The sequence below is a fragment of the Sphingomonas sp. AC435 genome (assembly GCF_979253005.1).
The window spans coordinates 116,511-142,358 of the sequence record NZ_CEEDCJ010000008.1; the positions used below are offsets into that span (position 1 = coordinate 116,511).

Annotated in this window: 26 protein-coding genes; 10 read left to right on the forward strand and 16 right to left on the reverse strand. The window is 67.4% G+C overall.

The genetic code is table 11. The features are described from left to right. Window positions 1–201: 201 nt before the first annotated feature. The 3 genes from AC0CH8_RS14970 to AC0CH8_RS14980 all read right to left on the reverse strand — a co-directional run bounded on the left by AC0CH8_RS14970 (window position 202) and on the right by AC0CH8_RS14980 (window position 3,037). Window positions 202–852, reverse strand: coding sequence for an inner membrane-spanning protein YciB (locus tag AC0CH8_RS14970; RefSeq protein WP_465240640.1), 651 nt, complete (start codon window positions 850–852; stop codon window positions 202–204). 68 nt (window positions 853–920) lie between these two features. Beyond that, window positions 921–1,847 carry a signal recognition particle-docking protein FtsY gene (ftsY, locus tag AC0CH8_RS14975; protein WP_465240585.1) on the reverse strand — a complete coding sequence of 309 codons (927 nt, stop codon included), beginning with the start codon at window positions 1,845–1,847 and terminating at the stop codon, window positions 921–923. Further along, window positions 1,844–3,037 carry a MiaB/RimO family radical SAM methylthiotransferase gene (locus tag AC0CH8_RS14980; RefSeq protein WP_465240586.1) on the reverse strand — a complete coding sequence of 398 codons (1,194 nt, stop codon included), beginning with the start codon at window positions 3,035–3,037 and terminating at the stop codon, window positions 1,844–1,846. Before AC0CH8_RS14980 ends, ftsY begins: the two co-directional genes overlap by 4 nt. Between AC0CH8_RS14980 and AC0CH8_RS14985 the strand changes: the two genes are divergently transcribed. From AC0CH8_RS14985 to rimM, 5 genes are all read left to right on the forward strand, one after another. Then, window positions 3,036–3,611, forward strand: a complete 576-nt coding sequence (locus tag AC0CH8_RS14985; protein WP_465240587.1) for a DUF924 family protein — start codon at window positions 3,036–3,038, stop codon at window positions 3,609–3,611. The genes AC0CH8_RS14980 and AC0CH8_RS14985 overlap by 2 nt on opposite strands. 220 nt (window positions 3,612–3,831) lie before the next feature. Beyond that, on the forward strand, window positions 3,832–5,337 hold the full coding sequence (gene ffh / locus AC0CH8_RS14990) for a signal recognition particle protein (protein WP_204193610.1): 1,506 nt from the start codon (window positions 3,832–3,834) through the stop codon (window positions 5,335–5,337). Window positions 5,338–5,428: 91 nt separating this feature from the next. Next, complete coding sequence (rpsP, locus tag AC0CH8_RS14995) at window positions 5,429–5,872, forward strand: 30S ribosomal protein S16 (protein WP_465240588.1); 444 nt, start codon at window positions 5,429–5,431, stop codon at window positions 5,870–5,872. A 54-nt stretch (window positions 5,873–5,926) separates the two neighbouring features. Then, window positions 5,927–6,070, forward strand: coding sequence for a hypothetical protein (locus tag AC0CH8_RS15000; RefSeq protein ID WP_204193600.1), 144 nt, complete (start codon window positions 5,927–5,929; stop codon window positions 6,068–6,070). Beyond that, window positions 6,048–6,536, forward strand: a complete 489-nt coding sequence (gene rimM / locus AC0CH8_RS15005) for a ribosome maturation factor RimM (protein ID WP_465240589.1) — start codon at window positions 6,048–6,050, stop codon at window positions 6,534–6,536. The genes AC0CH8_RS15000 and rimM overlap by 23 nt, the downstream gene beginning before the upstream one ends. A 38-nt stretch (window positions 6,537–6,574) precedes the next feature. On the opposite strand, the gene AC0CH8_RS15010 is transcribed toward rimM, so the two are convergent. Together AC0CH8_RS15010 and gntA are read right to left on the reverse strand one after the other, a co-directional pair. Beyond that, window positions 6,575–7,156: a DUF1989 domain-containing protein gene (locus AC0CH8_RS15010; RefSeq protein WP_465240590.1), complete on the reverse strand. Its 582-nt coding sequence runs from the start codon at window positions 7,154–7,156 to the stop codon at window positions 6,575–6,577. Beyond that, window positions 7,149–7,847 (reverse strand): guanitoxin biosynthesis heme-dependent pre-guanitoxin N-hydroxylase GntA, encoded by a 699-nt coding sequence (gene gntA, locus AC0CH8_RS15015; protein WP_465240591.1) that lies wholly within the window; start codon window positions 7,845–7,847, stop codon window positions 7,149–7,151. The genes AC0CH8_RS15010 and gntA overlap by 8 nt, the downstream gene beginning before the upstream one ends. Window positions 7,848–7,933: 86 nt before the next feature. Between gntA and AC0CH8_RS15020 the strand changes: the two genes are divergently transcribed. The 5 genes from AC0CH8_RS15020 to AC0CH8_RS15040 all read left to right on the forward strand — a co-directional run bounded on the left by AC0CH8_RS15020 (window position 7,934) and on the right by AC0CH8_RS15040 (window position 13,791). Continuing rightward, complete coding sequence (locus AC0CH8_RS15020) at window positions 7,934–8,680, forward strand: Crp/Fnr family transcriptional regulator (protein ID WP_465240592.1); 747 nt, start codon at window positions 7,934–7,936, stop codon at window positions 8,678–8,680. Between the two features lie 3 nt (window positions 8,681–8,683). After that, window positions 8,684–8,869 carry a hypothetical protein gene (locus tag AC0CH8_RS15025; protein WP_465240593.1) on the forward strand — a complete coding sequence of 62 codons (186 nt, stop codon included), beginning with the start codon at window positions 8,684–8,686 and terminating at the stop codon, window positions 8,867–8,869. Window positions 8,870–8,971: 102 nt separating this feature from the next. Beyond that, window positions 8,972–11,104, forward strand: a complete 2,133-nt coding sequence (locus tag AC0CH8_RS15030; RefSeq protein ID WP_465240594.1) for a M3 family metallopeptidase — start codon at window positions 8,972–8,974, stop codon at window positions 11,102–11,104. Then, window positions 11,101–12,387: an MFS transporter gene (locus AC0CH8_RS15035; RefSeq protein ID WP_465240595.1), complete on the forward strand. Its 1,287-nt coding sequence runs from the start codon at window positions 11,101–11,103 to the stop codon at window positions 12,385–12,387. The genes AC0CH8_RS15030 and AC0CH8_RS15035 overlap by 4 nt, the downstream gene beginning before the upstream one ends. Before the next feature lie 45 nt (window positions 12,388–12,432). Further along, window positions 12,433–13,791, forward strand: a complete 1,359-nt coding sequence (locus AC0CH8_RS15040; protein WP_465240596.1) for a chloride channel protein — start codon at window positions 12,433–12,435, stop codon at window positions 13,789–13,791. Here AC0CH8_RS15040 and virB11 read toward each other — a convergent pair. From virB11 to AC0CH8_RS15095, 11 genes are all read right to left on the reverse strand, one after another. Then, window positions 13,788–14,822 carry a P-type DNA transfer ATPase VirB11 gene (virB11, locus tag AC0CH8_RS15045; protein ID WP_465240597.1) on the reverse strand — a complete coding sequence of 345 codons (1,035 nt, stop codon included), beginning with the start codon at window positions 14,820–14,822 and terminating at the stop codon, window positions 13,788–13,790. The two genes, AC0CH8_RS15040 and virB11, sit on opposite strands and share 4 nt — an antisense overlap. After that, complete coding sequence (locus AC0CH8_RS15050) at window positions 14,819–15,973, reverse strand: TrbI/VirB10 family protein (protein WP_465240598.1); 1,155 nt, start codon at window positions 15,971–15,973, stop codon at window positions 14,819–14,821. Before AC0CH8_RS15050 ends, virB11 begins: the two co-directional genes overlap by 4 nt. After that, window positions 15,970–16,635 (reverse strand): TrbG/VirB9 family P-type conjugative transfer protein, encoded by a 666-nt coding sequence (locus tag AC0CH8_RS15055; RefSeq protein ID WP_465240599.1) that lies wholly within the window; start codon window positions 16,633–16,635, stop codon window positions 15,970–15,972. The genes AC0CH8_RS15050 and AC0CH8_RS15055 overlap by 4 nt, the downstream gene beginning before the upstream one ends. Continuing rightward, window positions 16,632–17,324 (reverse strand): VirB8 family type IV secretion system protein, encoded by a 693-nt coding sequence (locus AC0CH8_RS15060; RefSeq protein WP_465240600.1) that lies wholly within the window; start codon window positions 17,322–17,324, stop codon window positions 16,632–16,634. Before AC0CH8_RS15060 ends, AC0CH8_RS15055 begins: the two co-directional genes overlap by 4 nt. Beyond that, window positions 17,321–18,526, reverse strand: coding sequence for a type IV secretion system protein (locus AC0CH8_RS15065; protein WP_465240601.1), 1,206 nt, complete (start codon window positions 18,524–18,526; stop codon window positions 17,321–17,323). Before AC0CH8_RS15065 ends, AC0CH8_RS15060 begins: the two co-directional genes overlap by 4 nt. Then, window positions 18,523–20,919 (reverse strand): VirB4 family type IV secretion/conjugal transfer ATPase, encoded by a 2,397-nt coding sequence (locus AC0CH8_RS15070; protein WP_465240602.1) that lies wholly within the window; start codon window positions 20,917–20,919, stop codon window positions 18,523–18,525. The genes AC0CH8_RS15065 and AC0CH8_RS15070 overlap by 4 nt, the downstream gene beginning before the upstream one ends. Next, window positions 20,898–21,182 (reverse strand): VirB3 family type IV secretion system protein, encoded by a 285-nt coding sequence (locus AC0CH8_RS15075; RefSeq protein WP_465240603.1) that lies wholly within the window; start codon window positions 21,180–21,182, stop codon window positions 20,898–20,900. The genes AC0CH8_RS15070 and AC0CH8_RS15075 overlap by 22 nt, the downstream gene beginning before the upstream one ends. A gap of 25 nt (window positions 21,183–21,207) precedes the next feature. Next, entirely contained in the window at window positions 21,208–21,525 is a 318-nt protein-coding gene (locus AC0CH8_RS15080) for a TrbC/VirB2 family type IV secretion system protein (RefSeq protein ID WP_204193567.1), read from the reverse strand. 93 nt (window positions 21,526–21,618) lie between these two features. Beyond that, window positions 21,619–22,248, reverse strand: a complete 630-nt coding sequence (locus AC0CH8_RS15085; protein WP_465240604.1) for an SCO family protein — start codon at window positions 22,246–22,248, stop codon at window positions 21,619–21,621. Beyond that, on the reverse strand, window positions 22,248–24,866 hold the full coding sequence (locus AC0CH8_RS15090) for a galactose oxidase-like domain-containing protein (RefSeq protein WP_465240605.1): 2,619 nt from the start codon (window positions 24,864–24,866) through the stop codon (window positions 22,248–22,250). The genes AC0CH8_RS15085 and AC0CH8_RS15090 overlap by 1 nt, the downstream gene beginning before the upstream one ends. A 13-nt stretch (window positions 24,867–24,879) precedes the next feature. Beyond that, window positions 24,880–25,500: a hypothetical protein gene (locus AC0CH8_RS15095; RefSeq protein ID WP_465240606.1), complete on the reverse strand. Its 621-nt coding sequence runs from the start codon at window positions 25,498–25,500 to the stop codon at window positions 24,880–24,882. Between the last annotated feature and the right edge of the window lie 348 nt (window positions 25,501–25,848).

Sequence of the window (25,848 nt, forward strand, 5' to 3'; positions counted from 1 at the left end):
TTTGCGGAGCAAATGGGCGCGACGTTGCGCGCCGGAGAAGGTATCGAGTGCGTCGGGCGTTCGGCTGATTGCTTAGTCGCGCTCGCAACAACGGGTGATGTAAAAATTCCTTGGGCCAGCGGGTGTAGAGCCTGTTCGTCCGCTGGCGGTATGGAGTTGCCGTTCTGCGCTAGCTGGACGCCAAGGGTTGCCTGTGGAGCCTTATTCCGGCGGCAGTTCCTTGGCCGCGGTGCCGCCGTCGGTCTGTAAACCGTGGCGCAGCAGCATGGGGATGTTCGCGAGGGCGAAGGCCAGCGTCAGCGGGATCGCGCCCCAGAGTTTGAAACCCACCCAGAAGTCCCAGCTGGTCGTCCGCCAGACCGTCTCGTTCAGGCAGGCTATGCCCGCGAAGAAGCAGGCCCAGTTGCGCGTCAGTTTGCGCCAGCCCAGCGCCGACAGTCCGGGGTAGGCGGACCCGAGCAGCCCCTCCAGCAGGGGGCGTCCGGTCGCCAGCCCGAACACCAGCACGCCCGCGAAGGTCGCGTAGACGATCGTCGGCTTCATTTGTATGAAGCGCGGGTCGTGAAAGTATATGGTCAGGCCGCCGAAGATCACGACCAGCCCGCCCGAAATCCACAGCATCGGCGACACGCGGCCGAGCTTGACGCGGGAGACGATCATCGCCGCGATCGTCGCGACGATGAACGCCGCGGTCGCGCAGATCACCCGCGCGATGACCAGCGCACCGACGCGGTCCATGTCGTTCAGGAACCCGGTCGTCGCGCCGACCAGCCGCATCATCGGGTTGGCGGGGGCGAAGAAGTTGATCGCGAAGAACACCAGCAGGGGGGCGTAGTCAACGGCGACGCGGATGCCCGGTTTGCCCTCGCGCACCTCCGCGGTGCCCGCAGCGGCGTTATCGTAGATGTCCTGACCGATCGTCACTTCCGCGCTCCTTCGACACCGGCGATGATGCGGCTGACCTCGTTCGCGTCGAAGGGGCGGAGGTCGGTCATGCCCTCGCCGACGCCGATCGCGTGGATCGGCAGGTCGTATTTTTCCGCCGCCGCGACCAGCACGCCGCCGCGCGCGGTGCCGTCGAGCTTGGTCATGACGAGGCCGGTGACGCCGGCGACATCCTTGAACACCTCGATCTGGTTGAGGGCGTTCTGTCCCGTCGTCGCGTCCAGCACCAGCACCACGTCATGCGGGGAGGCGGGGTTGAGCCGGCCCAGCACGCGCCGGATCTTGGCAAGTTCGTCCATCAGCTCGCGCTTGTTCTGGAGGCGACCGGCGGTGTCGACGATCAGTACGTCGATGCCGGTCGCGGTCGCCTGCTTCACCGCTTCGAACACGATGCCCGCCGCGTCGCCGCCTTCCTTGCCGGTGACGATCGGCACGCCGACGCGGTCCGCCCAGGTCCGCAACTGGCCGATCGCGGCCGCGCGGAACGTGTCGCCGGCGGCAAGCATGACGCCGTAGTCCTGCTCCATCAGCAGATGCGCCAGCTTGGCGATCGTGGTGGTCTTGCCCGATCCGTTGACGCCGATCACCAGCATCACCTGCGGACGCGGGAAGGCGGTGACCTCCAGCGGGATGGCGACCTTCGCCAGCGTCTTCTCGACCTCCTCGGCGACCACCAGCCGGATGCCGAGTTCCTCCATGTTGCGCTCGAAACTGCCCTCTGCGAGACGTTCGCGGATCTGGCCGGCGGTCTGCGGGCCGAGATCGGACGCGATCAGCGCCTCCTCGATATCGTCCAGCGTAGCATCGTCGAGCCGTGCGCCGCCGAGGCCAGCGAGATTGCCGACCAGCCGGTCCGATGTCCGCTTGAAGCCGCCCAACAGCTTCTCGTGCCAAGTGCTCATTCTGCCGTTCCGATGAGATGGGTGTCGGTAGCGCCGGTAATCGCGACTCGCCGGATGCTGCCGGGTTCCGAGGGGGTAGGGAGGCGGACCTCCGCGAAATGGGCGGTGTGGCCGCGGTCCCCCGGACGCTCGATAAGGACGTCCTGCATGGTGCCGACCGCGTTCGCGAGCCACGCCGCCTTGCGGGTCGCCGCCGCAGCGCGCAGCCGCGCCGCCCGGTCGCGGCGGACCTCCGGCGCGACCTGCGGCATGCGCGCTGCGGGGGTGCCGGTGCGTGGCGAATAGGGAAAGATGTGGCCGTAGACGATGTCGCAATCCGCGATCAGTGCCAGCGTATCCGCGAACATCGCGTCGTCTTCGGTCGGGAAGCCGGCGATCAGGTCGGCGCCGATCGCGATGTCGGGACGGCCGACTTTCAGGCGCTCGACCATCGCAACCGACTGTGCCCGTGAATGGCGGCGCTTCATGCGTTTCAGGATCAGGTCGTTGCCCGCCTGTAGCGAGAGGTGCAGATGCGGCATCAGACGCGGCTCGCCTGTCACGATCTCGAACAGCCGCGCGTCGATCTCGATGGAGTCCAGCGACGACAGGCGCAGACGCTGGAGCATCGGCACATGGCGCAGGATACGCTCGACCAGCATCCCCAGCGTCGGCGTGCCGGGCAGGTCGGGGCCGTAGCTGGTCAGGTCGACGCCGGTCAGCACCACTTCCCGATGACCCGCGTCGACCAGCATCGCGATACGATCCACGACGGCGCCGGCCGGGATCGACCGGCTGGCGCCGCGCCCCTGCGGGATGATGCAGAAGGTGCAGCTATGGTCGCAGCCGTTCTGAACCTCCACGAAGGCGCGGGCGTGGCCGGCGAAGACGGTCGGCGCGGCGGCCGTTCCACCCCAGCTCTCCGGGCGCAACTTCACATCGTTGGCGACGACGCGCGTGACCTCCGGCATCGCGGCGAAGCTCGCGGGATCGATCGTTGCGGCGCAACCGGTCACGACGATCTGCGCACCGGGACGGTCGCGGCGGACGCGACGAATCGTGGCACGGGTTTGCTTCACCGCCTCGTTGGTCACCGCGCAGCTGTTCACGACCACTGTGTCGCGGTGGGCGACCAATGTTCGGATCGTTTCGCTCTCGGCTATGTTGAGGCGGCAGCCGAGGCTGACGACCTCCGGCTCTGGGAGAGACATGATGGGCGATCTAGTGGCCGGCGCGACGCAAGTCCATGAGCAGGCGCAGGCCGTGCTCGACTATTGGTTCGGCCTTTCGCAGGAGCAGCAGTTCGCCAAGGACGCAGAGCGCGATCGCGACATCGCCGAGCGGTTCGGCGGTTGGCGCGATACGGTGTTGGCCGGGCATGCGGGCGGGTGGCGCGACGAGCCGGAGACGATGCTGGCGGCGATTGTCCTGCTCGACCAGTTTTCGCGCAACATCCATCGTGGCAACGCGGAGGCGTTTGCGGCCGACGATCTGGCGGCGGAGCTGACGCTGGAGGCGATCGATCGCGGCTACGACCGGCGGCTGTCGGCGGAGCAGCGGGTGTTCCTGTACATGCCGCTGATGCACGCGGAGGACGGATCGCTCCAGCGGCTGTGCGTGGAGAAGTTCGAGGCGTTGGGGATCGAGACGAATCTGGCGTTCGCGCGCGATCATCGGGAGGTGTTCGAGCGGTTCGGACGGTTTCCGGGGCGGAATGCGGCGTTGGGGCGGGATACGAAGCCTGAGGAGCGGGTCTGGCTGGAGGAGACGGGCGGGGGGTGGTAGGTCGTCGGCCGTCGAAGCGTGGGCGGGGGTCGCGTAACCAACCTTCGTCATCAGCGTGGGTATCCTCCACCCTTGCCTTTCGGTCGCTATCCCGCTAGGTCCCGCCAACGTCCGATCCGTCGGACACCGAAATACACGCATCCACCCGATGCGCGCTGGCCGGCGAGGTTTCGCCCGCCGGCGCTTTTTGCTTGGGGTGGCATGAGGAGGCTGGGTACGCATGTTTGAAAGTCTGAGCGACCGGCTTGGTGGCGTCTTCGATCGCCTGCGCGGTCGCGGTGCGCTGACCGAGGCGGACGTGCGGGCGGCCATGCGAGAGGTGCGCGTCGCGCTCCTCGAAGCCGACGTGGCGCTGCCCGTCGCGCGCCAGTTCGTCGACGGCGTCACCGAACAGGCGATCGGCCAGAACGTACTGCGCTCGGTCACGCCGGGTCAGCAGGTCGTCAAGATCGTCAACGACGCGCTGGTTGCGATGCTTGGTGCGGACGAGAGCGAGTTGCTGCTCGACGTGACCCCGCCGGCGGTCGTGATGATGGTCGGGCTTCAGGGCTCGGGCAAGACGACCACGACCGCGAAGATCGCCAAGCGTCTCACCGGCCGCGAGCGCAAGAAGGTGCTGATGGCGTCGCTCGACGTCAATCGCCCGAATGCGCAGGAGCAGCTGGCGACGCTCGGCACGCAGGTTGAAGTCGCAACGCTGCCGATCGTGCCGGGTCAGCAGCCGGTGGAGATCGCCCGGCGCGCGATGCAGGCGGCGAAGCTGCAGGGTTACGATGTCCTGATGCTCGACACCGCCGGGCGTCTGCATGTCGATCAGGCGCTGATGGACGAGATGAAGGCGGTCGCCGACATCGCCCGTCCGCAGGAAATCCTGCTCGTCGTCGACGCGCTGACCGGGCAGGACGCGGTGAACGTCGCACAGAACTTCTCCGATCAGGTGCCGCTGACCGGCGTAGTGCTGACCCGTATGGACGGCGATGCGCGTGGCGGCGCGGCGCTGTCAATGCGGGCGGTCACCGGCAAGCCGATCAAGTTCGCGGGTACCGGCGAGAAACTGGATGCGCTGGAGGCGTTCCATCCCGAGCGCGTCGCCGGCCGCATCCTCGGCATGGGCGATGTCGTGTCGCTGGTCGAGCGCGCCGCGGAGTCGATCCAGGCCGAAGACGCCGAGCGTATGGCCATGAAGATGGCCAAGGGTCAGTTCGACATGAACGACCTGCGTGCCCAGCTGGCGCAAATGGCGCGGATGGGTGGCCTTGGCGCACTGGCGGGCATGATGCCCGGCATGAAGAAGGCGCAGGCGGCGATGGCCGCGACGCCGGGCAGCGACAAGGTGCTCGTGCGGATGGACGCGATGATCGGGTCTATGACGCCCAAGGAGCGGACGAAGCCTGAACTCATCAACGCCAAACGCAAGATCCGTATCGCCAAGGGTTCCGGCACCACGGTGCAGGAGGTCAACAAGCTCCTGAAGATGCATCAGGAAATGGCCACCGCCATGAAGAAGATCAAGAAGATGGGCGGCCTGAAGGGGATGATGGCGATGCTCGGCAAGGGCGGTCTCGGCGGGCTCGGCAACGCACTGGGCGGGGCCGACATGGGCGAGATGATGGCCAAGGCGGGCGGACCGGGCGGCGGTCTGCCGGGCGGACTGCCCGGTCTGGGTGGCCCCGGCGAGATGCCGAAGCTGCCGCCCGGTTTCGAGAATTTTCTGAAGAAGAAATAACCTGCCTAAGCCGTCAGCGGCGAAGGCGCTCCACCAACCATAATGCCCCGATGTCGATCGCGGCGAAGATCAAAAGCAAGGAAGACTTACAATGGCACTTAGCATCCGTCTGTCGCGTGGCGGCTCCAAGAAGCGCCCGTACTACCGCATCGTCGTTGCGGACGCACGCAGCCCGCGGGACGGCAAGTTCATCGAGAAGATCGGCAACTACAACCCGTTGCTCGCGAAGGATTCGGAGCAGCGCATCGTGCTCGACGCGGATCGTGCGAAGCATTGGCTGTCCGTCGGTGCGCAGCCGACCGATCGCGTCGCCCGCTTCCTGAACGCCGCCGGCGTTCGTGAGCGCGCCGCCCGCACCAACCCGAACAAGGGCAAGCCGGGCGAGAAGGCGACGGAGCGCGCCGAGGAGCGTGCCGAGAAGCTGAAGGCGCAGGAAGAGGCCGCTGCGGCCGCCGCCGCCGCTCCTGCCGCCGAGGAGCCGGCCGCGGACGCGCCAGCCGGTGACGACGCTGCGACCGAAGAGACCGCCGCCTGAGCAGCGGATCGGGGTCGTCGTGCGTTTCCCAAGGGCTAACCGTTCAAGGAGTGCATGATGACCCCGGATCTGAACCCAGACCCGCGCACCGCGCCGGACGACGCCGAAGACGCGACCAACCAGGGCGTGTCGACGACCGATCCGGCGGAGGGCGCCGATGCCGACCCCGCGGAGGATGATGGCTCACCCCAAGGATGACGCTGGTGTCGTGCTCGCCGCGGTCGTCGGCGCGCACGGCATTGCGGGCGAAGTGCGGTTGAAGGTGTTTGCGGAGGATTTGTCCCCGCACAACAGCTTCAACGGCGGCGCGCTAACGCTGACATCGCTCCGCACCGGCAGCAACGGTGCGATCGCGCGCTTTTCGGAAGTGCGCGACCGTACCGCCGCAGAGGCATTGCGCGGCACTACGCTCTCCGTTCCCCGGTCGGCGCTGCCGCCGCTGGGGGAGGGTGAATATTACCACGCCGACCTGTTGGGTCTGCCCGCGGTCACGACCGCAGGTGAGCCGCTCGGCACGGTCGTCGCGATCGATAATTTCGGAGCCGGCGACGTCATCGAGATCGAGCGTCCGAACGGCAAGCGCTTCATGGTGCCGATGCGGCCGGAGGCGGTGCCGGAATGGTCCGCCGCCGGGCTGGTGATCGATCCGGTGTTCGTAGAGTAAGACAGGTGTTCCTCGCCGGAGCGAGGAACAGGCCATTGTCAATCGATCCGGTACTGGATCGGCTTGAACGCGCCGCCATTGGATTGCAGTGCGGAGCACGCGGTGAGTCCGATAATCAGGTCCATTTCCGCGGTGAAGCGGATGTGGTCGCCGGGGCCGCTGAGCGGTGGTTCCACGGTGAAGGTGCCGGTGACGCCGTCGATCGGCACGTTCATGAAGCAGTTGAACGCGACCGGAATGTCGTCCTCCGTGACACCGTAGGGCGCAAGCGCCGCGGCGAGGTTGCCGAAGCAGCCGCGGTGCGGGTCGGTGTCGCCGTAGATGATCCGGAACGTATCCTTCGAACAGGGTGTCAGCAGAAAATCGTGGCGGCCGACCGGGTCCTCGACGATCCGCAGCATGACGTTGCTACGGTTGGAATAGAGTGGATCGCCCGTCGTCAGATACAGGCGGCTGGCGTAATCCAGCGTGCGGCCGGACGAGATGACTTCCCGCAGGTCATTGCGCGAGAACGCCAGCAGGTCCGCGACCTGCTTTCCCTCTGGGTCGATCACCGTCAGAGTCTGTCCGCGATCGAGCGTGAACGCCGTGCCCGAGCGTGGCGGGATCGTCTCAACCATGTGCGTCGACACCCGACGAGGTGCGGCTGAACGGACATTTCCATTCTGGACCGACTACGCGACCGCTATACTGCCGCGCTTCGCTGATCTCGCCGTGGCGGGCGAGCATCGGGTTCGGCGACCCGGCAACGGCGACGTCCCGCGCGACGATCGCCGCCCGCAGTTTCTCGTAGCGCTGTTGGGCGCGCAACACCTCGAACTGGTCATGCAGGTTGAAGACCATCGCCGGCGTCTGGAAACGGCGGGCAGGGCGGCTCGCGTTCGGATGCAGGCCGACGACGAAGAACGCTTCCCCGGCGAAACTCAGCGAGAAATGCGGATCGTCGGGGTCCGACGACACCTCGGGCGCGGGACGATAGCCGAGCCATTCGTCCTTATCCGACAGCGACTGGGCGCGAGCCCAAAGGTGCCGCTCGAAAACTTCCTCGGACAGGTCTTCCGGCCCCTCGAACAGCACCACCAGCGTCCGAAACAAAGCGCGGTCCGCGTGATATTTGCCCACGGTCTTGGCGAGAGCAGGCAGGATGCGGAGGTCGTCCCAAGCGGAGGTGAGATTGCGGGCGACCAGAATGTCCATCTGTCCGCGGCTCAGCGCGGATTTTGCTCCGACGCAGGGGAAGGACGCGTGTTCGACGGTGTCGACAAAAGCACGCGCAAGCGCGTGATGGTTGTCATAGGCGATATGATGCATGTCGCCGGGAACACCCGAACCTCTTGCAATGTTGCATCAAAGTCGGTCACGTTGATCCCAATCAACATGAATGCACGGAGTGACGCATGGCGGAGATGACAGGGACCGAGACCATTACGGGCCGGTTCCTGATGGGAAGGCGGCGGTCCCAATTGACGGCCGACGACATCGCGGCGCTGGAAGGATCGGCTCAGACCGTGCGGAGCCTGCCGGCGCGCACGCTGATGATCACGGCGGGGGAGCGCGTGACGGTCAGCACGATGCTGCTGGAAGGATTCATCTGTCGGTACATGGACGACCGCGAAGGGCTAAGGCAGCTTGTCGCCATCCATGTTCCGGGCGATTTCGTGGACTTGCACGGGTTTCCGATGGAAATGCTCGACCACGACATCGCGACGCTGGGGCCGGTGAAGGTCGCATCGTGGCCGCATACCGCGCTCGCTAAGGTCATGGAGGGCCGGCCGAACCTGACGCGGATGCTCTGGTTCTCCACCCTGCTCGACGCGGCGATGCATCGCGAATGGATCTTCCGGCTGGGGCGGCTCGGCGCAGAGGGAAGGGTCGCGCATTTGATGTGCGAGCTGAACGTCCGGCTGGAGATGGTCGGGCTGGCATCGGACGGACGCTTCCCGCTGCCGCTCAAGCAAGCCGATCTGGCGGAAGCGTGCGGATTGACCGGTGTACACGTCAATCGCGTCCTGCGGTCGTTGCGGGAACGTGGTATGCTGGTGTTCCGCAACGGCATCGTGGAGATCCTCGATCGCCGCGCGCTTGCCACCTTGGGCGAGTTCGACCCCGCCTATCTTTTCCCAGACGACCTCCGGAAGGACTGACCCATGGCTTCGCTGACCCCCCTGTCCGAACCCGGCGTCGCAAGCGCGGAATATGGGGTGGTCCTGCTGGATGGCCCCGACGCCATTGCCGTGGCGATGACGCCAGCGTGTGCGGAGGAAACCGGACGACGGCTGATTGCGGCGGCCGCGATCGCCGCGGCCCAGGATCCGGCACCGCCCGGCGAGTGAGCGGGGCGGAGCAGGGGCGCTTTGCTGCCGGCGAAACCGAATTGAACGGGTGACGGATCGTTCATCCCGGCTATGATGTCCGGGAATGAACGGGAGTCTCCATTGCGTAATTTGCTGCTCGCCGCGTCGCTTACGGCGCTCGTGACCATTCTCGCTGCCGACCCGCTTGCCGCTCAGGGCAGCGTGGTGCGACCGGCGGAGAGCAATCCACTGCTCGCCGACTGGACCGGGCCTTACGGCGGAGTGCCGCCATGGAATAAGGTCAAGCCGGATCTGTTCCCGGCCGCGTTCGCCGCCGCGCTGGACGAGCGCGCCGCCGAGTATCGCCGGATCGCAGACAATCCCGAGCCACCGACCTTCGCCAACACGTTCCTGCCCATGCAGTTGGCCGGTGTGCGATTGCAGCGGGTCGGCACGCTGTTCGGGGTGATGACCAGCAACATGAACACGCCGGCGTATCAGGCGCTGGAGAAGACATGGTCGCCGAAGCTGTCGGCAGCGCAGGATGCGATCACGTTCGATCCGAAGCTGTTCGCGCGGATCGAGGCGATCTACGCGGGTCGATCGAAGCTGGATGCGCAGCAGCAGCGGCTGGTGACGCGCACCTATGACAGCTTCGTCCGCCAAGGTGCGAAGCTGAACGCGACGCAGAAGGGGCAGCTGTCCGAGTACAACCAGCAACTTGCGGGGGCGTTCAGCGACTTCTCCAACAAACTGCTCGCGGACGAGGGCACCGCGATCACCGTGACGGACAAAGCGCAGCTCGCCGGACTGCCGGACAGCGTCAAGGCGGTGGCCAAGGCCGCGGCGGCGGAGCGCCAGCAGCCGGGCTGGGCGATCGTCAACACGCGCTCTGCGGTCGATCCGGTGCTGACCTTCGCCAGCGACCGTGCCCTGCGCGAGACGGTATGGCGCGCGTTCATGATGCGCGGTGACAATGGCGACGCGAACGATACGAACACGACGATCGCCCGCATCCTGAAACTGCGCGCGGATCGGGCGCACCTGCTCGGGTTCAAGACGCATGCCGACTGGCGGATGCAGGACACGATGGCGAAAACGCCTGCCGCGGCGATGGCGCTGATGATGCGGGTATGGCCGTTCGCAAAGGCGCGCGTCGCGGAAGAGGTCCGCGACATGCAGGCGATCGCCGATCGAGAGGGTGCCGATCGGGAAGGTCAGAAGCTGACGATCGAGCCGTGGGATTACGCCTATTATCAGGAGAAGGTCCGCAAGGCGCGCTACGACCTCGATCAGGCGCAGCTGAAGCCGTATTTCGAGCTGAACAACATCATCCAGGGTTCGCTCTACGCCGCCAACCGGCTGTATGGGCTGGAGTTCAAGGAGATCACGGGCACGGTGCCGGTGTTCGAGCCGAACATGCGCGTGTGGCATGTGACGCGCGCCGGCAAGGAGGTCGGCCTGTTCTACCGCGACGATTTCGCGCGCACGGGCAAGCGGTCGGGTGCGTGGGCGAACACGTATCGCGGGCAGCGCAACCTGCCGCCGGCGCAAACCGTGCTGTCGTCGAACAACAACAATTTCGCCAAGCCCGCACCGGGTGAGCCGGTGCTCATCAGCCTGGACGATGCGCAGACGCTGTTCCACGAATTCGGCCACGCGATCCACGCGATGTTGCAGAACGTGACCTATCCCGGACTGGCGGGGACGCCACGCGATTTCGTAGAGTTCCCCAGCCAGGTGAACGAGCATTGGCTGCTGACGCGCGACGTGCTCGACAAATATGCGCGGCACTACCTGACCAAGGCGGCGATGCCGCAGGCGCTGCTCGACAAGATCGAGGCGTCCAAGACGTTCAACCAGGGCTATGCGACGACCAGCTACCTGTCGTCGGCGATCGTCGACATGAAGCTGCATACGGTCGCGAACGGCGTGATCGACCCCGACCGGTTCGAGCGCGAGACACTGGCGGAATTGGGCATGCCGAAGCAGATGGTGATGCGGCACCGCCTGCCGCAGTTCAATCATCTATTCTCGTCCGACGCCTATTCCGCGGGCTATTACAGCTATCTGTGGTCGGAGACGATGGACGCGGATACGTTCGCGGCGTTCGAGGAGGCGGGCAGCCCGTGGGACAAGGCGACCGCCGACAAGTTCGCGACGATCCTGCTGTCGACGGGTAACGAGACGGATCGCGCGGAGGCGTATCGTCAGTTCCGCGGTCGTGACCCGGACATCAAGGCGCTGCTGGTCAAACGCGGCTTCGCGAAGTGAGCGCGGCCGGAGACAGCGACAAGGGCGGCCGGCTGAAATCGATCCTGGGCGGATCGGCGGGCAATCTGGTCGAGTGGTTCGACTGGTACGTGTATTCGGCATTCGGCCTGTATTTCGCGCCGGTGTTCTTCCCGAAGGGCGATCCGACCGCGCAGCTGCTGAACACCGCGGCGGTGTTCGCGGTCGGGTTCGTGATGCGGCCGATCGGCGCGTGGATCATGGGCATCTATGCCGACCGGCACGGGCGCAAGGCAGGGCTGACGCTGTCGGTGACGTTGATGTGTGCGGGCGCGTTCCTGATCGCGGTGTGCCCTGGCTATGCGACGATCGGCTGGGGAGCACCGGCGCTGCTGGTGCTGGCGCGGCTGATGCAGGGCCTGTCGGTCGGCGGCGAATATGGCGCGAGCGCGGTGTACCTGTCCGAAATGGCGGGCAAGTCGCGGCGGGGGTTCTTCTCGTCGTTCCAGTATGTGACGCTGATCGCGGGGCAGTTGCTGGCGCTCGGTACGCTGTTGCTGTTGCAGGGCGTGCTGTCCGAGGCGGAGCTGGAGGCGTGGGGATGGCGCATCCCGTTCGCGATCGGTGGCCTGCTGGCGATCGTGGTATTTCGCATCCGTCGCGGTCTGGCCGAGACGCAGTCGTTCGAAAATGCGCGCGACAAGCCCAAGTCCAGGGGCTGGCTGTTGTTCAGGGAGCATCCGCGCGAGGCGGCGACGGTGCTGCTGCTGACCGCGGGCGGGACGCTCGCCTTCTATGCGTACACGACGTACATGCAGAAGTTCCTCGTCAACACCTCGGGCTTCAGCCGCGAGACGGCGACGGGGATCATGACGGCGGCGCTGGCGCTGTATGCGCTGTTGCAGCCGGCGGCGGGAGCGCTGTCCGACCGGATCGGGCGCAAGCCGCTGATGATCGGGTTCGGGATCGCCGGGCTGATCGCGACGGTGCCGCTGTTCACCGCGCTGGAAACGGTGCGCAGTCCGCTGGCGGCGTGGGCGCTGGTGATGACGGCGCTGGTGATCGTCAGCGGCTATACGTCGATCAACGCGGTGGTGAAGGCGGAGCTGTTTCCGGCGCATGTCCGCGCGCTGGGCGTGGCGCTGCCCTATGCGTTGGCGAACACGATCTTCGGCGGCACCGCGGAATATGTCGCACTGTGGCTGAAGGGGGAGGGGGCGGAGCGCGCCTTCTACTGGTATGTCGCGGGGATGATCGGGGTGTCGCTGATCGTGTACTGGCGGATGAAGGACACCAGCAAACACAGCCAGATCATCGAGGATTGATCCGCGGGGGGTGACGCGCGGCGACGTGGACGCCTAAATGGGGGCGTGCCCGACCCGTCTCCTATCAGCCCCTCAGCGAAACGCTGGACGCCGTCGCGCTTTCGGGCGCTGCTGCGGTCGCAGGGGCCGACGTCGGTGCGCTTCCGGCGCAGGATCGCGGTCATCGCCGGCGCGGTGGCGATCGGGATCGCGGCGGTGCTGTTCGCGCAGGCGTCGGACGCCGCGGGCGAAATGTTCGGCAGATTTGCAAAGCGATATCGTTGGGTGCCGCTGCTGACGACCCCTCTCGGGTTCATGGCGCTCGTCTGGATCACGCGGCGCTGGGTGCCGCTGGCGCGCGGGTCGGGCATCCCGCAGGTAATGGCGGCGCGCAGCGACCCGGTGGCGGCGACTGGCGGGCTGATCGCCGTCCGTACCGTCGTCGGCAAGGCGCTGCTGACGCTGGGCGCGGTGCTGTGCGGCGCGAGCGTGGGACGCGAGGGACCCACGGTGCAGATCGCGGCGGCGGTGATGGGTTTGAGCCACCGGCTGATGCGGGTGACGCTGAAAAGCTCGGTGGTGATCGCCAGCGGTGCGGCGGGCGTCGCCGCCGCGTTCAACACGCCGCTGGCGGGGGTGCTGTTCGCGATCGAGGAACTCGCCGCCGCGTACGAGCAGCGGATGACGCTGATGGTGCTGTCGTCGATCGTCATCGCCGGCATGGTCGCGCAGAGCCTGGCGGGCGATTACGTGTACTTCGGCGCGATCGGCGCGCATCTGCCGACCGCGGGAGCGTTGATCGTGGTGCCGGTGGCGGGGATCGTCGGCGGACTGGCGGGGGGTGGCTTCTCGCGCGCGGTGCTGACGCTGGCGACGGGGCGGCACGGCATCACGCGGTGGAGCAAGGCGCGGCCGGTGCTGTTCGCGGGAGGCTGCGGCGGCGTCGTGGCTGTGCTGGGCGTGTTCACCGGGCTGACCTGGGGCACCGGATATGGCGCGGCGCGGGCGATGATCGTCGGGGCGGATGCGCCCCTGTGGTTCGGGCCGGCCAAGCTGCTCGCGACCCTCGCGACGGCGGTCGCCGGGCTGCCAGGCGGTATCTTCGCGCCGAGTCTGGCGGTCGGGGCAGGCGTCGCCAACCTGCTGCGCGCCGCGTTTCCGGGCGAGCCGGCGGCGGCGGTCGTGATCCTGGGGATGGTCGCCTATTTCACCGGGGTCGTTCGCGCGCCGCTGACCGCGGTCATCATCCTGTCCGAGACGACCGCCAGCCGTGGCCTGATGCTGCCGATGTTCGCCACGGCCTTCATCGCCGACTGGGCAAGCATGGGCGTCTGCCGCGAGAAGCTGTATCACGGGCTGTCCGCCACCTTCGCGACCAAACCGTCAGCGGCGGCTCCAGCCACTGCCAGCACCGGCCGCGTTTAACGACCGGCCCCAGCCGGCCATTCAACCGACCGTACGCTGTGGACGCCCCCGCTGCGATCGAGCTGGACGAAGACGTCGACGACCTTGCGGACATAGGCGGCGACATCGGCCCGATCGAGCTTGATCCCCGCTTCGAGGACCAGCAGCGCGAGTTGCTCGACCGCGAGGTCTGCGCTGTCGGCGTGGATGGTCGTGATCGAACCGGGATGGCCCGTGTTGACGGCCCGCAGGAAGGTGAACGCCTCCGCGCCGCGCAATTCTCCCAGCAGGATGCGGCTGGGGCGCATCCGGAGCGAGGCTTGCAGCAACGCCTCTGCACCGGCCGCGCTTTCGCCTTGGGTGCCGCGAACGCCGATCAGGCCGACCATGTTGGGATGATCGAACACGAGTTCGGGCGTGTCTTCGATCGCGATCAGGCGTTCGTCCGACGGGATTTCCCGGATCAGGGCGTTGGCGAACGTGGTCTTGCCCGTTGCCGTGCCGCCGGCGATCAGGATCGTCTTGCGCGCCTTGACCGCCGCGCCGAGAAAACTCGCGAAATCGCCCGCCGCGTACAAGCCTCGCAAGGCCGCATCGGCGGGGGCACTGCTGTGGCGGGTGGCGGCGAACGCGCTCGATCGTTGATAATCCGCCAGCGTCATCGCGGCGCAGGCCTGTTTGCGAATCGCGATCGCCATGCCGCCGCGGGTTGCGGGCGGTGCGACGACCTGCATGCGTTCGCCGGCCGGCAGGGTGGCGGACAGGATCGGGTGTGCGCGGCTGATCCCCTGATGGGAAACGCGAGCGACCTGGCGGGCAAGATACCACAGGGCATCGTCGGTCAGGTCGGGCACGACGAAACGGCTGGTGGGCCGACCGAGCTGGTCGATCCAGACCTCTCCCGGCTGATTGACGTACAGGTCGGTGACATCGGGCAGGTCGAGCAATGGTCGCAACGGTGCCAGGAACGCGTCGAGGTAATCGGGAGCCGGCGGCGGCATTGGTGACGCCAGCGGCAACGGGGGTATGGCGATCGGGACGTGAAGCGTCATCGCCAGCCCGGTACGTCGGAGAAGTCGAGATCGCGGGCGACGAACACGGCAACGGGTTTTCCGGCCGCGATAGTGATGCTGCGGCGGGCTTCCGGCGTGGGCAGGACCTGCCCCATGTTGCCGCCGATCGGCCCGACGATCACCGTGCTGCCGTTGGTGCGTGATGCCAGATTGACGCCGACGTTGAGCGCCGACTGAAGCACGGCGGACGCGAAGCGTTGCAGGAAGTTGCTCTGGACGCGGCCGGGGATGCCGGCACCCCCCATCGCGTCCGCGGCGGGAGCGGCGATCAGGACGGCGACACCGTCCGGCCGGATCAGCCGCGTCCAGGTGGCAAGGACGCGACGCTGGCCGCTTTGCACGTCGGCGCGATACTCGCCGATCAGTCGCGCGCCACGCGGGATCAGAATGCGGCGGCCGTCGAAGCCGCGGACGTCTTCCGCCACCGTCGCACGGATCGCGCCGGGGCGCGTCGAGTCGATCGCGGTTTCCAATGTCGCGGTGATGATCGTGCCCTCGATCACGAGGCTGGAACGGTTCGCGATCAACGTCGCCCGGATCGCGCGCGTGGTGCCGGCGGGGCCGTCGAGCGTCCCCGGTGCGCCGGCGGTCGCGCCACGGGGCGCTGCGGCATCACGATCGATGTCGATGACGAGCGGAGTTGTTGCCGCGGGTTCGGTGTTGCCCGGCCCCGACGCGGCAGCGGGTCCGAACGGCTGTCCGGGGACATAGGGCGGGGGCGGCGTGTAGGGGGCTGGCGAGGCGCCGGCAGCAGGCGGATAGCCGCCAGCGGTCGACAGCGACGACCCCGTGCGCCCGTACCCGCCGCGATCGTCGCCGACGAAGGGATAGCGGGACCGGGGTATCGCCATCGGATCACGCGTAGCCGCTTCGTCCACGGCGTCCCACCCGGGTGATGTCGCCGATCGTTCGGCGCGGCGCGGCGGCACGCCGAAGTTCGATGTCCCGCTGGTGGCCAGCAATGGCTGATCGAGCGTGGGACGGTCGATGTTGAGCATCACGAGCAGCAGCATCGTCGCGCAGGCGGCACCTGCGCCGATCGCCGTCGTCGACATCCCGCTGCGTGGCAGGCCGACGACGGGACGCGCATCGACCTCCGGCGGAGCAGGGCGATCTGCGGTATCTCTCATGGCTTCGGTATCTGCCGCTGCGCCGCCGCCTGTGCGTCGCCGGCCACGAAGCGGTAGCGGGCGGCAATGCTTTGGATCACGGAGCAGCCGTCCTCCATGCGGCTGTCGGCGAGCCGTTCCCGTCCTGCATCGTCGCGCGAGAAGATCGCCGGAATCGCAGTTTTGGCGGGCCAGCAGATGCGCGTCGTCCGTCCGTCGTCTCCGATCGCCGCGGGGCGGATCGCGCGGGCACCGGACACCGTGTAGCGGCCCGGCGGCAGCGGTGCAGCCGGGGTGCCCGAGCGGTCCGGCACATGGTCGAACCGCAGGACGAACGCCGTGGTGGGATCGCCCGCGCTGCTGGTAGACAGCAGGAAACTGTAGTGGCGGCGATCGGTGACGACCTCCAGATTGGTCAATCCGCCGTCCTGAAGGGCGCGGACGAACAGATGGTCGCCGCGCTTGTTCGGCGTCACCTGCCATCCGCCGGGATTGCCGATGGCGACGTTCTCGATCCGCTCGTCATCGGCAAAGACGACGGTGGCGACGAAACCCGGCGCGATGCGGAGTGGCACGATGCGACCCTCGTCATAGGTCACGGTCTGAAGATGCGGATCGGCAGCCGGTGTCGGCACCGCCATCGCCACCGCCTGCATCAAGGCGATCGGCAGCAGCCCCGTCACATCACGTCTCCCTGTGCGGGGAGTTCGGGTGCCTCGGCATCACGGCGATAGGAGGTCACCTGGAAGCCGAGAGGGTTCAGGTACTGATCCTCGACCGCCATCGCGCCTTCGGCGAAGCGGAAGCCGATGACGCTGACCCAGGACCGCGAACCGGTGCCGATCCCGTCGCGGCCACGGGTCGTCGCCTCGAACCGGACCAGCGCGTTGCGGGGGGACAGCAGCGATACGCTCTTGATCCGGATGTCGACGATTTGTCCGGGGCCGGGGCGGGCCGCCACCACGTCGGTGTTGCGGCTGTCCGTCGCGCGCAGATAACTCGCCCGGGCCGGGCCGAACGACCAGAGGGCGACCTTGCGATAGGCGTCGTTGGTGGTGGCGCGGTCATATCCTTCGCGCGCGGCGACGTATTGCGCGAGCAGGCTGTTGAGCAGCGCGCGGTCCGCACGGACGCGGCGCGGCGCGGCGGGATCGATAACCTGCGTATACCCGGTGGTGCGATCGACCAGCATCGCCACCGTTTCGGTGTGCTTGAGCGGCAGCAGCATCGTCAGCGCCAACGCTTCGAGGCCGGCGATCACCGCAATTCCACCGGCGGCGATCCAGGCGACCCGGCGAGAGCGGAGCAGGTCGCGCTGACGGTCCTGCGCCCAGGCGGTCGCCGTCTCGTAATATTCGGCCCGGTCGGTCATCGGCGCGGACTCCTGTTGGATGGCGAGCGTAGCGTCGGCATGCCTCGATGTGCGGAAGCGGCCCCGGTACCGGCCAGGGCGAGCGCCGGCAGCGGAGCGCGGGACGGCACGCTGATCCGGCGCGAGGCGGTCCCCGTGTGGCCCTGTTCGATCGTGACGACGGCCGGGCTGCTGCGCCGCGCCGCCGCAGCGAGCGCGTTGGTGACGGACGCGGCATGCGAGCGCTGGAGCGAAGGAGGCGCGGTCGCATGCTGTGTCGGAGCGGCGATCACCGTCGTGGGCGGTGGTCCGAACGGCATGACGGCAGCCACTGGCGCACGGTCATCGCCCGCCGTCGCCGGCGAGCGGCGCGGCGCGAGCGGTACGACGGAGGTCACGCGAGCCGCCGCGAACAGGATGCCACCGGACAGGAGCGCGAAGACGCCCAGCACCGCGGCGATGGCGATATAATCCGGCGTGCCGACGCCGGCTCGCGCGACGATGGGTTCCAGCGCCTCCAGCTCCAGCGGGATCGCGACGGCCAGTCCGGTCAGCGACAGCGCACCGCCGGCAACGGCGCGCAGCCAGTTGCGAAACAGGCCCAGCGTCGCATCGAACAGCAGCAGCGTCGCCGCCAACGGGCCGAGCGCCAGCAGGAACGCCACCGTCAGGCGGACCGCGATCCACGGCCCGGCGGACACGACGACGAGCGCGGTCGCCGCCGTGCGCTGCGCCGCATCGCCCGTCATTGCGGGCGTCCGCATCGCCACCGCGTTACCGCCGCTTGCCAGACGTCCGCGGGTTTCCGGGTCGAGGCGGATCGCCGTGTAGAGGCGGTCGAGGCGGCCGGGCAGATCGGCGGTGGCGAGGCCCGCCGCCCCGGTCAGACGGGCCGAAACTTCGAACGGCCCCTCGGTCGCGACTCGGTAGACGAGCGTGCCATAGGCCGCCGTGCTGCTTGCGAGCGCGATCGCCATGCCGATCCGCACGATCATCGACAGCCCAGCATTGAGGTCGGGGACACGACCGACCAACAGGCGATAGCCTTGCAAGGCTATGGCGACGGTCAGAAGCCCGGTCAGCACCGCGGCGAACCAGCCGCCGTCACCGATCGCCTGATACCCGCCCGCACCGAGCGCGGCCGCGCGGCAGTCCGTCAGCGCGAGCAGGTCGCCGATCGGGGATTCCCCGCCCGAACCGGGCAGGCAGGCTGCGACGCTCATGCGAACGCCTCCGCCATGTCGATCTTCAGCAGACGCGGCATCCAGTCGACGGGATCGTCACCGACCTGCGCGCGCAAGGCGTCGAGCCGGCGTACGGTTGTTTCGCGGCCCGACAGGATCGTCAGCATCTCCGGCTCGTCGCCCAGATCGAGGCGGGCGACGACGCTATGGCGTCCATGCCGGATCAGGAAGGCGTGCGCCGATGGGGGCATCGACCGGACCAGTTCATGCTCGTGCCGGCTGAGGCCGAAGCCGTCGCAATAATCCTCCACCCGCGCCTTGGGATTGGGCATGAAGATCTGCGTAGCGGCCTGTTCCACGATCGCGGAGGCGATGCGGCTGGACAACGCGTCTTCGGCGCTCTGCGTGGCGAAGCCGACGATGCCGTTGCGTTTGCGGATCGTCTTTTCCCAATCGCGGATCTGCGCCACGAAGGCATCGTCATCCAGCGCCTTCCAACCCTCGTCGACGACGATGATCGTGGGGGTGCCGTCCAGCCGCTCCTCGATCCGGTGGAACAGGTACATCATCGCCGGCGTCCGCGTGATCGGATCGTCGAGGATGTGGGTCATGTCGAAGCCGACGACCTCCGCGTCGATCGACACCGCATCGTCCGCATTGTCGAACAGCCATGCGTGCTGACCGCGTCCCCACCACGGTTGCAGACGCGTGTAGAGATCGTCGGCATCGGGTCGCCTCGATCCGCGCAGCAACTGGGCGAAGGCGCTCATCCGCCGATATTCGGGTGCCGCGGCCATGTTGATCTCGATCGCTTCGCGCAGCGTCGCGCTCTCCTCGGCCGACAGCGCCCGGTCGGGCGCGAGCAGGCGCGTCAGCCAGCCGAGCAGGAACCGGCGATTGCCGGCGCTGTCGGGTAAGGCCAGCGGGTTCAGGCCGGCGGGCTGCCCCGGCCGCAGGACGTCGTAATGGCCGCCGATCGACCGCAGGAATAGCTCCGACCCGCGATCCTTGTCGAAATACGCGATGCGCGGGCGGTGCCGTCGTGCCTGCGCCAGCAGGAAGTTCAGCACCACCGTCTTGCCCGATCCCGAGGGACCGATGATCGTGAAGTTGCCGAGATCGCCGTCGTGAAAGTTGAAGTGATAGGGTCCCGCCGCCGTCGTCTCCAGGATTGCGACGGCATCGCCCCAGTGGTTGTTGGTGGCGCGGCCGACCGGGAAATTATGCCAGCTCGCCAGGCTGGCGAAGTTGCGGCTTGACACCAGGCCGCGCCGCGCGATGTACGCGAAGTTGCCGGGCATCTGTGCCCAGAATGCCGCCTCCAGCCCGATATCTTCGCGCACGGCGATGATGCCGAGATCGGACAGCGCCGCCTGCACTTCCGCGCAGCCGGCGTCGACCTCGTGCGGGGACTCGCCGTTGACGGCGATCGTCAGGTGATGTTCGCCGAACGCCGCACGCCCCGAGGCCACCGCATCGCGCGCCTGTTCCAGTTCGGCGCGCAGTCCGATCGCCTCGTCGTCGGCGGCGCGCATCCGGCGTACCGACAGGTTGATGCGGCTGAGCGCACTGCCGCGCTCGGCGAAGGCGAAGCTTTGCGAGACGGTCATGTCGAACGGCAGCCGCATCAGGTCGTCGAGCATGCCGGGCGCGGTGCGGCCCGGATATTCCTTGATCGATACGATGCCGACGAACCGGCGCGGCATGCCGGCGGCGTCCGACAGCTCCGCCGTCCGGGCGCCGAAGCTGATCCGGCGATACGGTAGATATTCACCGACATCGCCCTCCGGCAGGCGGACCGGGCGGGCAATGCCGTTGTAGAGCGCGGCGAGATATTCCAGCGGTTCCGAATACGACACGCCGTCGCGATCGTAGCTGGTGAGCAGATGCGGCCCGTACGCCCCCAGCGCCGCGATCAGGGCGTCACGCGCCGCGTTCAGGGCCTGCATCTCCGCCGCACGGTTCGCCCGCTGGCGATCCCGCCACCCGCCGAGCAGCGGCAGGCCGGCTCCTCCCAGCGGTCCGGCGGCGGCGGGACGGCAGACGATTGCGACGTAGAGTTCGTTGCCGAACAGCCGCCGCGATGCCAGCCTTTCCCGCCACCGATCGTCGACGAATTCGCTGAACACGTTGTCGAAGCGCCCGCCGAGCGACGACGGTGCGGGACGGCGGAGGATGTGGTGATAGAGAGCGAAGCGCGACGATCCGATCGCCTGCAGCATCGCGTCGCGCAGATCCTTGCGGTGATCGAGTTCGGCGCTGTCCGCCGTTTCGAACAGGAATCCGTCCAGCCGGACGACCTGCATCAAGCGGCCGTCGCGCAGCAATATCGTGTGATCGTCGATTTGCGCGACGTAGGGCAGGCGACTGCCCGCCGATGTCTCGCGATCGGCCGCATCCTTGCGGCGGCTCAGGGGCGGTAAGAGTTGCAACGCCAGATCGCGAAATTGCGGTTGCGCGGGGTCCGGCGGATGCGGACCAGCCAGATGTCGATCAGGCGCGGCTCGCGCAGGCAGGCCAGCCACCCGGCACAATGCGCGGCGATACCGATTGCGAGGACCCAGAAGGACTTGGTCAGCAGGAACAGCTCGGCAACGACGATGACATTGCCGATGATGAAACCGTAAGGCACGCCGAGCACCATCTGCGGCCGCGTCAGCGCCTTGAACAGCACGTCGCTGCCGACCCCTTCCATCGCCTGTCGCTCCCCGCCCGGCCGCTCAGAGGCCGCTTTGCGCGGCGGTCTGGATGCCGCCGACGATGCTGGCGGCGCCGAACAGGATGAAGCAGCCGACGACGACGGTGACGCCGTAGCGCCAGTTCAGCCGTCCGGTGAGCATCAACAGGCCGACGACGGCGACCGCGATGATCGAAACCGTCGTGGCGACCGTGCCCAGCAGCGTCCCCTGCAACCACCGCACCGCACCGACGATCGCTCCCGATCCCTGCGGATCGGCGTCGTAATCCTGCGCCGCCACCGCCGTGGCTTGGACCAGCGCGGCGAGCGCGGTCGCGAGGTGAATGGGACGGAACGGCATCGGCTGACTTCCTTGCGACTGGCAGCCGGTTCCTAATCCAGGTTGCTGACGATATCGTTAACCGCGCGAGCGAAAATGGCGGAATCCCGCGGTTTATCGCCGTTGCAGGGACGGGAACTGCGTCAGCATTTCAAGGTCTTGGATCACCCGGGCCTTGTCGAGCGGCAGCGCACGATAACGGCGGATCGTGCGACCGGCGCCGTTCAGCAGCACGACGTCCGTACTGTGCATCGACTCGGCGACCCTGCTGTTCACCGTACCCACCGCATTGTAGATTTGCGTCAGCCGCATCATGCCGGCGGGATTCCCCGTCAGGAACGCCCACTCACCACCCCGGATACCGCGCGCCTCCGCATAGCGTCGCAGCGCCACGGGCGTGTCGTTCGCCGGATCGACGGTGATCGACACGATCCGGACCGATCGGCGTATCGAGGGCGGCATCGCCTTCAGTGTCGCCGCCAGTTCCGCCGTCTGCACGGGACACGTCGTGCCGCAGCCGGCGAAGATGAAGTTCAGCAGCACGGCCTTGCCAGCCAGTCGTGCCGGGGCGAACGCCCGGCCCGACTGGTCGACGAAACCGCCGAAGCGCGCCGCGGACGCAGCCGTGTCGGCAGGCATGCTCCAGCCCGGAGCCGCTGCGGCCAGCATCGTCCCCGTCAGCACGACGAGCATGCAAGCCCCGATGGCAAGGCCGAGCTTGCCGCGATATCGTGCGACCGACATCAGTTGGCGGCGATCAGGCGCTGGCATGCCTTCACGGTGCCGGGCACCGGATCGCCGAATACGACATTCGTGCAGGCGGTCACACCCTTCGCCACCAGCGTCGCCCAGCGCGTGCCGGCGCCGTAGCGAACCATCGCCCCGGCAGGCAGGTCGCATTGACCGCCCTCATTCCCGCAGGCGGACCAGACGGCGGCGGGTGCGACGTCACACCGCTTCACCGTCCCCTTGACGGGATCGCCGAAGACGCCGTTGGCGCACGCCACCGTGCCGGTGTTCGTCAGGACCGCGTAGAGGCCGTTGGCACCGAACCGGATCGTCGCACCGGCCGGGGCGACGCAGCGTTCGCCCTCACCGGCACACATCGTCCATGCACCGGCGAGCAGCGGCGTACCGCCACCCGGCGTGGGCGTCGGCGTCGCTTCCGGCACAAACCGGTCGCAGCCCTTCACCACGCCGACGAGCGGATCGCCGAACACTTCGTTCGTGCAGGCCGTTGCGCCTGTGACCGTCCGGACGACATAGGTGCCGTTGGCACCGTAGCGCAGCGTCGTGCCCGTCGGCACCGTGCAGGTCTGGCCTTCCCGCGCACACGCGCTCCACGACCCCGCCGGCAGGGGAGGGGTCGGACCAGGGCCCGGCGCCGGGGGCGGGTTCGGCACCTGGGCGGCGGGCGCGCGGGTCACGCCGGGGTTGAGCGGCACCATGATCTGGCAGGTCTTGCCCCGGTTCGGTGCCGGGTCGCCGAACGCGTCGACCGAGCAGAGGATCGACGTGCTGTTCGCGCGCAGCGACCAGAGATCGCCGACTCCGTAGCGCATCGTCGATCCTGCTGGACCGTTGCAGGTCCCGCCTTCGCCCGTGCAGTTGCGCCATTCGTAGCTGGGCCCGTTGACCGTCGTGCCGCCGCCGGTCAGCGCAGCATTGGCGGCATTGGAGATCGACCCGACGGGGGCGCGGGGAACGCCCGGCGGTGCGGTGATCGCTCCGCCGATCGCAACGATGACACCCGGCGAGGGGACGCCGTCGGCATCGACCGCGACGAGCATGTAGTAGCCGGGCGGGGCGACGGAGGTCGAGGCCGGCGCCTGCACCGTCAGGACTGCGCCGGTTTGAAAATAGGTCGCGGGAATGTAGCGCTGCCCGCTGTCGAAGCTGTGCGTGTCCTGACCGAGGCGAACGAGCGATACGGATCGGATCGGGTTGGCGTTCGCCATTTCCACCTGCGCCGACTGTCCGTGGTTCAGCTTGGTGGTCTGGAGGCTGACGATCTGCGGACGCGGGGCGAGCTGCATGCGGCCGTTCACGCGCTGGAACAGATAGGGTGGATAGTAGATTTCCGAGTTGAGGTTGACGACCGGGCCGGGCACCCCGCCGCCGCTGGTCAGCACCGTGCCGTTGGTCAGCAACAACGACGACGAGTGATAGCCGCGATAGACGCCCGCCGGCGCGCCCAGTGTCCACGCGTTGGTGTTCTTGTCCCACAGTTCCACCGGTCGTGCGTCGCTCCAGCCGGCTTCGTCCCCCCAGAGCGAGCCGCCATTGACCATGACGGTGCCGGTCGGCAGCACGATCGCGTTCGCCCATTGGCGACCGTGGATCATCGGCGCCGCTTCACGCTGGACCGGTGCGGCTCCGTTGATGTCGATCACCGTTGCGGCGCTGCTGGAGTAGGTGGCGTCGCCGTTCTGTTGTCCGTTGCCGCCAAGCTGCAGCACGCGGCCGACGTCGAACATCACGGCGGTGGAGGTCGGACCGACGTTCGGCAACTGGTTTGCGGGGATGCGATCGTAGGTATGCGCCCGCTTCAGCACGCCGGCGCGCGCGATGCTGCCGTTACCCTGTGGGTCCAGCCACCATAATTGCTCGGTGGAAATGCCGAACACGCGACCGTTCGGTGCCTGCCAGACGTGCGGGTACCAGAAGCGTCCCTCCGCGCGGGAGAAGACCAGCGTGTCGGCAGCGCCGAACAGGCTGGCCCAGCCATTGGGGTTGTACACTTCGGGGACGAAGTTGTTCACGTCCTGATACGGATAGGAGCCACCGACGATCAACGGGCGGCCATCGTTCAACGTGACCATCGTCGCATAGTAGCGGTCGTAGGCCATGTTGCGGCCGAGCCCGCGCAGCGACGATCCGGTCTGGTCGACGAGGACGCTGCCGCGGTCATTGCCCTCCGAGAAGATGCCGCCGGCGATCAGCAACGATCCGTCGTCGAGAAAGGTGGCTGCCGAGCAGAAGCTGTCCACGTCCGCCACCCCGGTCAGGGTCAGATGGCTTTCGCGGTCGAAGCCGCGCGTGGGGTCCCAGATGTCGTACACCCGTCCGCTCTGTGCCGCGGTGCCGTTGGGCGAGCCATAGGTCACGACCTTGCCGTTGGGCAGCAGCGCGGAATGGATGCCGATCAGCGGCCAATCCTTGACGCCCGACCACATGCCGTGGACGTCCGCGCCGTCCGGAATGGCGAGGTTCTGCATCGCCGGGTCTTGGACCTGCGCGACGACGACCGGAAATTGTTGTGCCGATGCGATCGCGGGCACGAGCATGGCCGATGCGGCGGTGGCGAACAGGAACCCGCGGCGGGCGGCGCCGCACCGGGGCGGGGTCGTGATGGGGAGCATGGACGAACGTTCCTTAGAGATTGGGCGCGAGGCAGGTCGAAGACGGGATCGGGGCGGCTCGCGACACCGGCACGAGCGAGTCGACGATGGCGATTTCCCGGATCAGTCGCTCACGATCGACGGGGTTGCCGGCGTAGCGCTGGCGCAGGGTGCCGGCGGCATCGAACAACAAGACGACGTGAGATGGCTCCGTCGCGCCGTCGGGCGCGATGTCGATACGTCGCATGATCGTCCGGGTGGCGAGCGGCGATGCGCCCACCATCGTCCACCGCGCATGGTCGAGCTTCCATGTCGCCATCGTCCTGCGGAGGGCGGCCCGATCGCCGGCTCCGGCCGTCGCCACCGCGACGAACGCGACCGGATGGGTGAGCCCGGCGTCGCGTTGGCGTGCGATCTTGTCGAGGTCGATCATCCGCATCGCGCACGTCACGTCGCAGGATGGCGGGACCATCGTCATCACGACGGTCTTGCCGCCAAACCGGTCAGGAGAGACGACACGGCCGTTCTGGTCGGTCGGCCGGTCCGCCCCGCTTAGGGAAAATGCCGTCGGCAGACACGTATTTGGTTCCGGCGTATGGAGTTGCGACCATGCGGAGGTCGCGGGGAACAGCAAAGCCGTCGCAAGTACCAGCAACCGACGATCGCGATACAAACCTGCTATCTGCGTATTCATTCGCCAGCTTGCCCACATCCAATCCAAGTCAGGATGCAATGGCGATCTTAGCTATTTCGGGGAAGAGACATTCATGGTTAAGATGTCCCGTTCTGAAATCCATTACTGACGCATATTGATAAGGTGCTGAACGCTAGGAGTGCCTGAATTAGGGTTGGTCGTTAGAATTCAAGGCAGTAAGTTAGCTCCATATGTTCGTTGATCGGGCCGAACCTTCGTCGACGATCAGCGCCGGTCCTTTGCAGCTTCGCCAAGCGGCTTACCCTGTGCCGAAATGGGTCGACATTGATTACGTTCGGGAGTGGAACA

Bases quoted from the DNA above. Each gene is read 5' to 3' on its own strand.
- AC0CH8_RS15065 (WP_465240601.1), bottom strand. From the start codon at position 18,526: ATGAGCGTCGCAGCCTGCCTGCCCGGTTCGGGCGGGGAATCCCCGATC.
- rpsP (WP_465240588.1), top strand. From the start codon at position 5,429: ATGGCACTTAGCATCCGTCTGTCGCGTGGCGGCTCCAAGAAGCGCCCG.
- AC0CH8_RS14980 (WP_465240586.1), bottom strand. From the start codon at position 3,037: ATGTCTCTCCCAGAGCCGGAGGTCGTCAGCCTCGGCTGCCGCCTCAAC.
- AC0CH8_RS15025 (WP_465240593.1), top strand. From the start codon at position 8,684: ATGGCTTCGCTGACCCCCCTGTCCGAACCCGGCGTCGCAAGCGCGGAA.
- ffh (WP_204193610.1), top strand. From the start codon at position 3,832: ATGTTTGAAAGTCTGAGCGACCGGCTTGGTGGCGTCTTCGATCGCCTG.
- AC0CH8_RS15075 (WP_465240603.1), bottom strand. From the start codon at position 21,182: ATGGAAGGGGTCGGCAGCGACGTGCTGTTCAAGGCGCTGACGCGGCCG.
- AC0CH8_RS15090 (WP_465240605.1), bottom strand. From the start codon at position 24,866: ATGCTCCCCATCACGACCCCGCCCCGGTGCGGCGCCGCCCGCCGCGGG.
- rimM (WP_465240589.1), top strand. From the start codon at position 6,048: ATGATGGCTCACCCCAAGGATGACGCTGGTGTCGTGCTCGCCGCGGTC.
- AC0CH8_RS15020 (WP_465240592.1), top strand. From the start codon at position 7,934: ATGGCGGAGATGACAGGGACCGAGACCATTACGGGCCGGTTCCTGATG.
- AC0CH8_RS15000 (WP_204193600.1), top strand. From the start codon at position 5,927: ATGATGACCCCGGATCTGAACCCAGACCCGCGCACCGCGCCGGACGAC.
- AC0CH8_RS15085 (WP_465240604.1), bottom strand. From the start codon at position 22,248: ATGTCGGTCGCACGATATCGCGGCAAGCTCGGCCTTGCCATCGGGGCT.
- virB11 (WP_465240597.1), bottom strand. From the start codon at position 14,822: ATGACGCTTCACGTCCCGATCGCCATACCCCCGTTGCCGCTGGCGTCA.
- AC0CH8_RS15010 (WP_465240590.1), bottom strand. From the start codon at position 7,156: ATGGTTGAGACGATCCCGCCACGCTCGGGCACGGCGTTCACGCTCGAT.
- AC0CH8_RS14985 (WP_465240587.1), top strand. From the start codon at position 3,036: ATGATGGGCGATCTAGTGGCCGGCGCGACGCAAGTCCATGAGCAGGCG.
- AC0CH8_RS15060 (WP_465240600.1), bottom strand. From the start codon at position 17,324: ATGACCGACCGGGCCGAATATTACGAGACGGCGACCGCCTGGGCGCAG.
- AC0CH8_RS15050 (WP_465240598.1), bottom strand. From the start codon at position 15,973: ATGAGAGATACCGCAGATCGCCCTGCTCCGCCGGAGGTCGATGCGCGT.
- AC0CH8_RS15080 (WP_204193567.1), bottom strand. From the start codon at position 21,525: ATGCCGTTCCGTCCCATTCACCTCGCGACCGCGCTCGCCGCGCTGGTC.
- gntA (WP_465240591.1), bottom strand. From the start codon at position 7,847: ATGCATCATATCGCCTATGACAACCATCACGCGCTTGCGCGTGCTTTT.
- ftsY (WP_465240585.1), bottom strand. From the start codon at position 1,847: ATGAGCACTTGGCACGAGAAGCTGTTGGGCGGCTTCAAGCGGACATCG.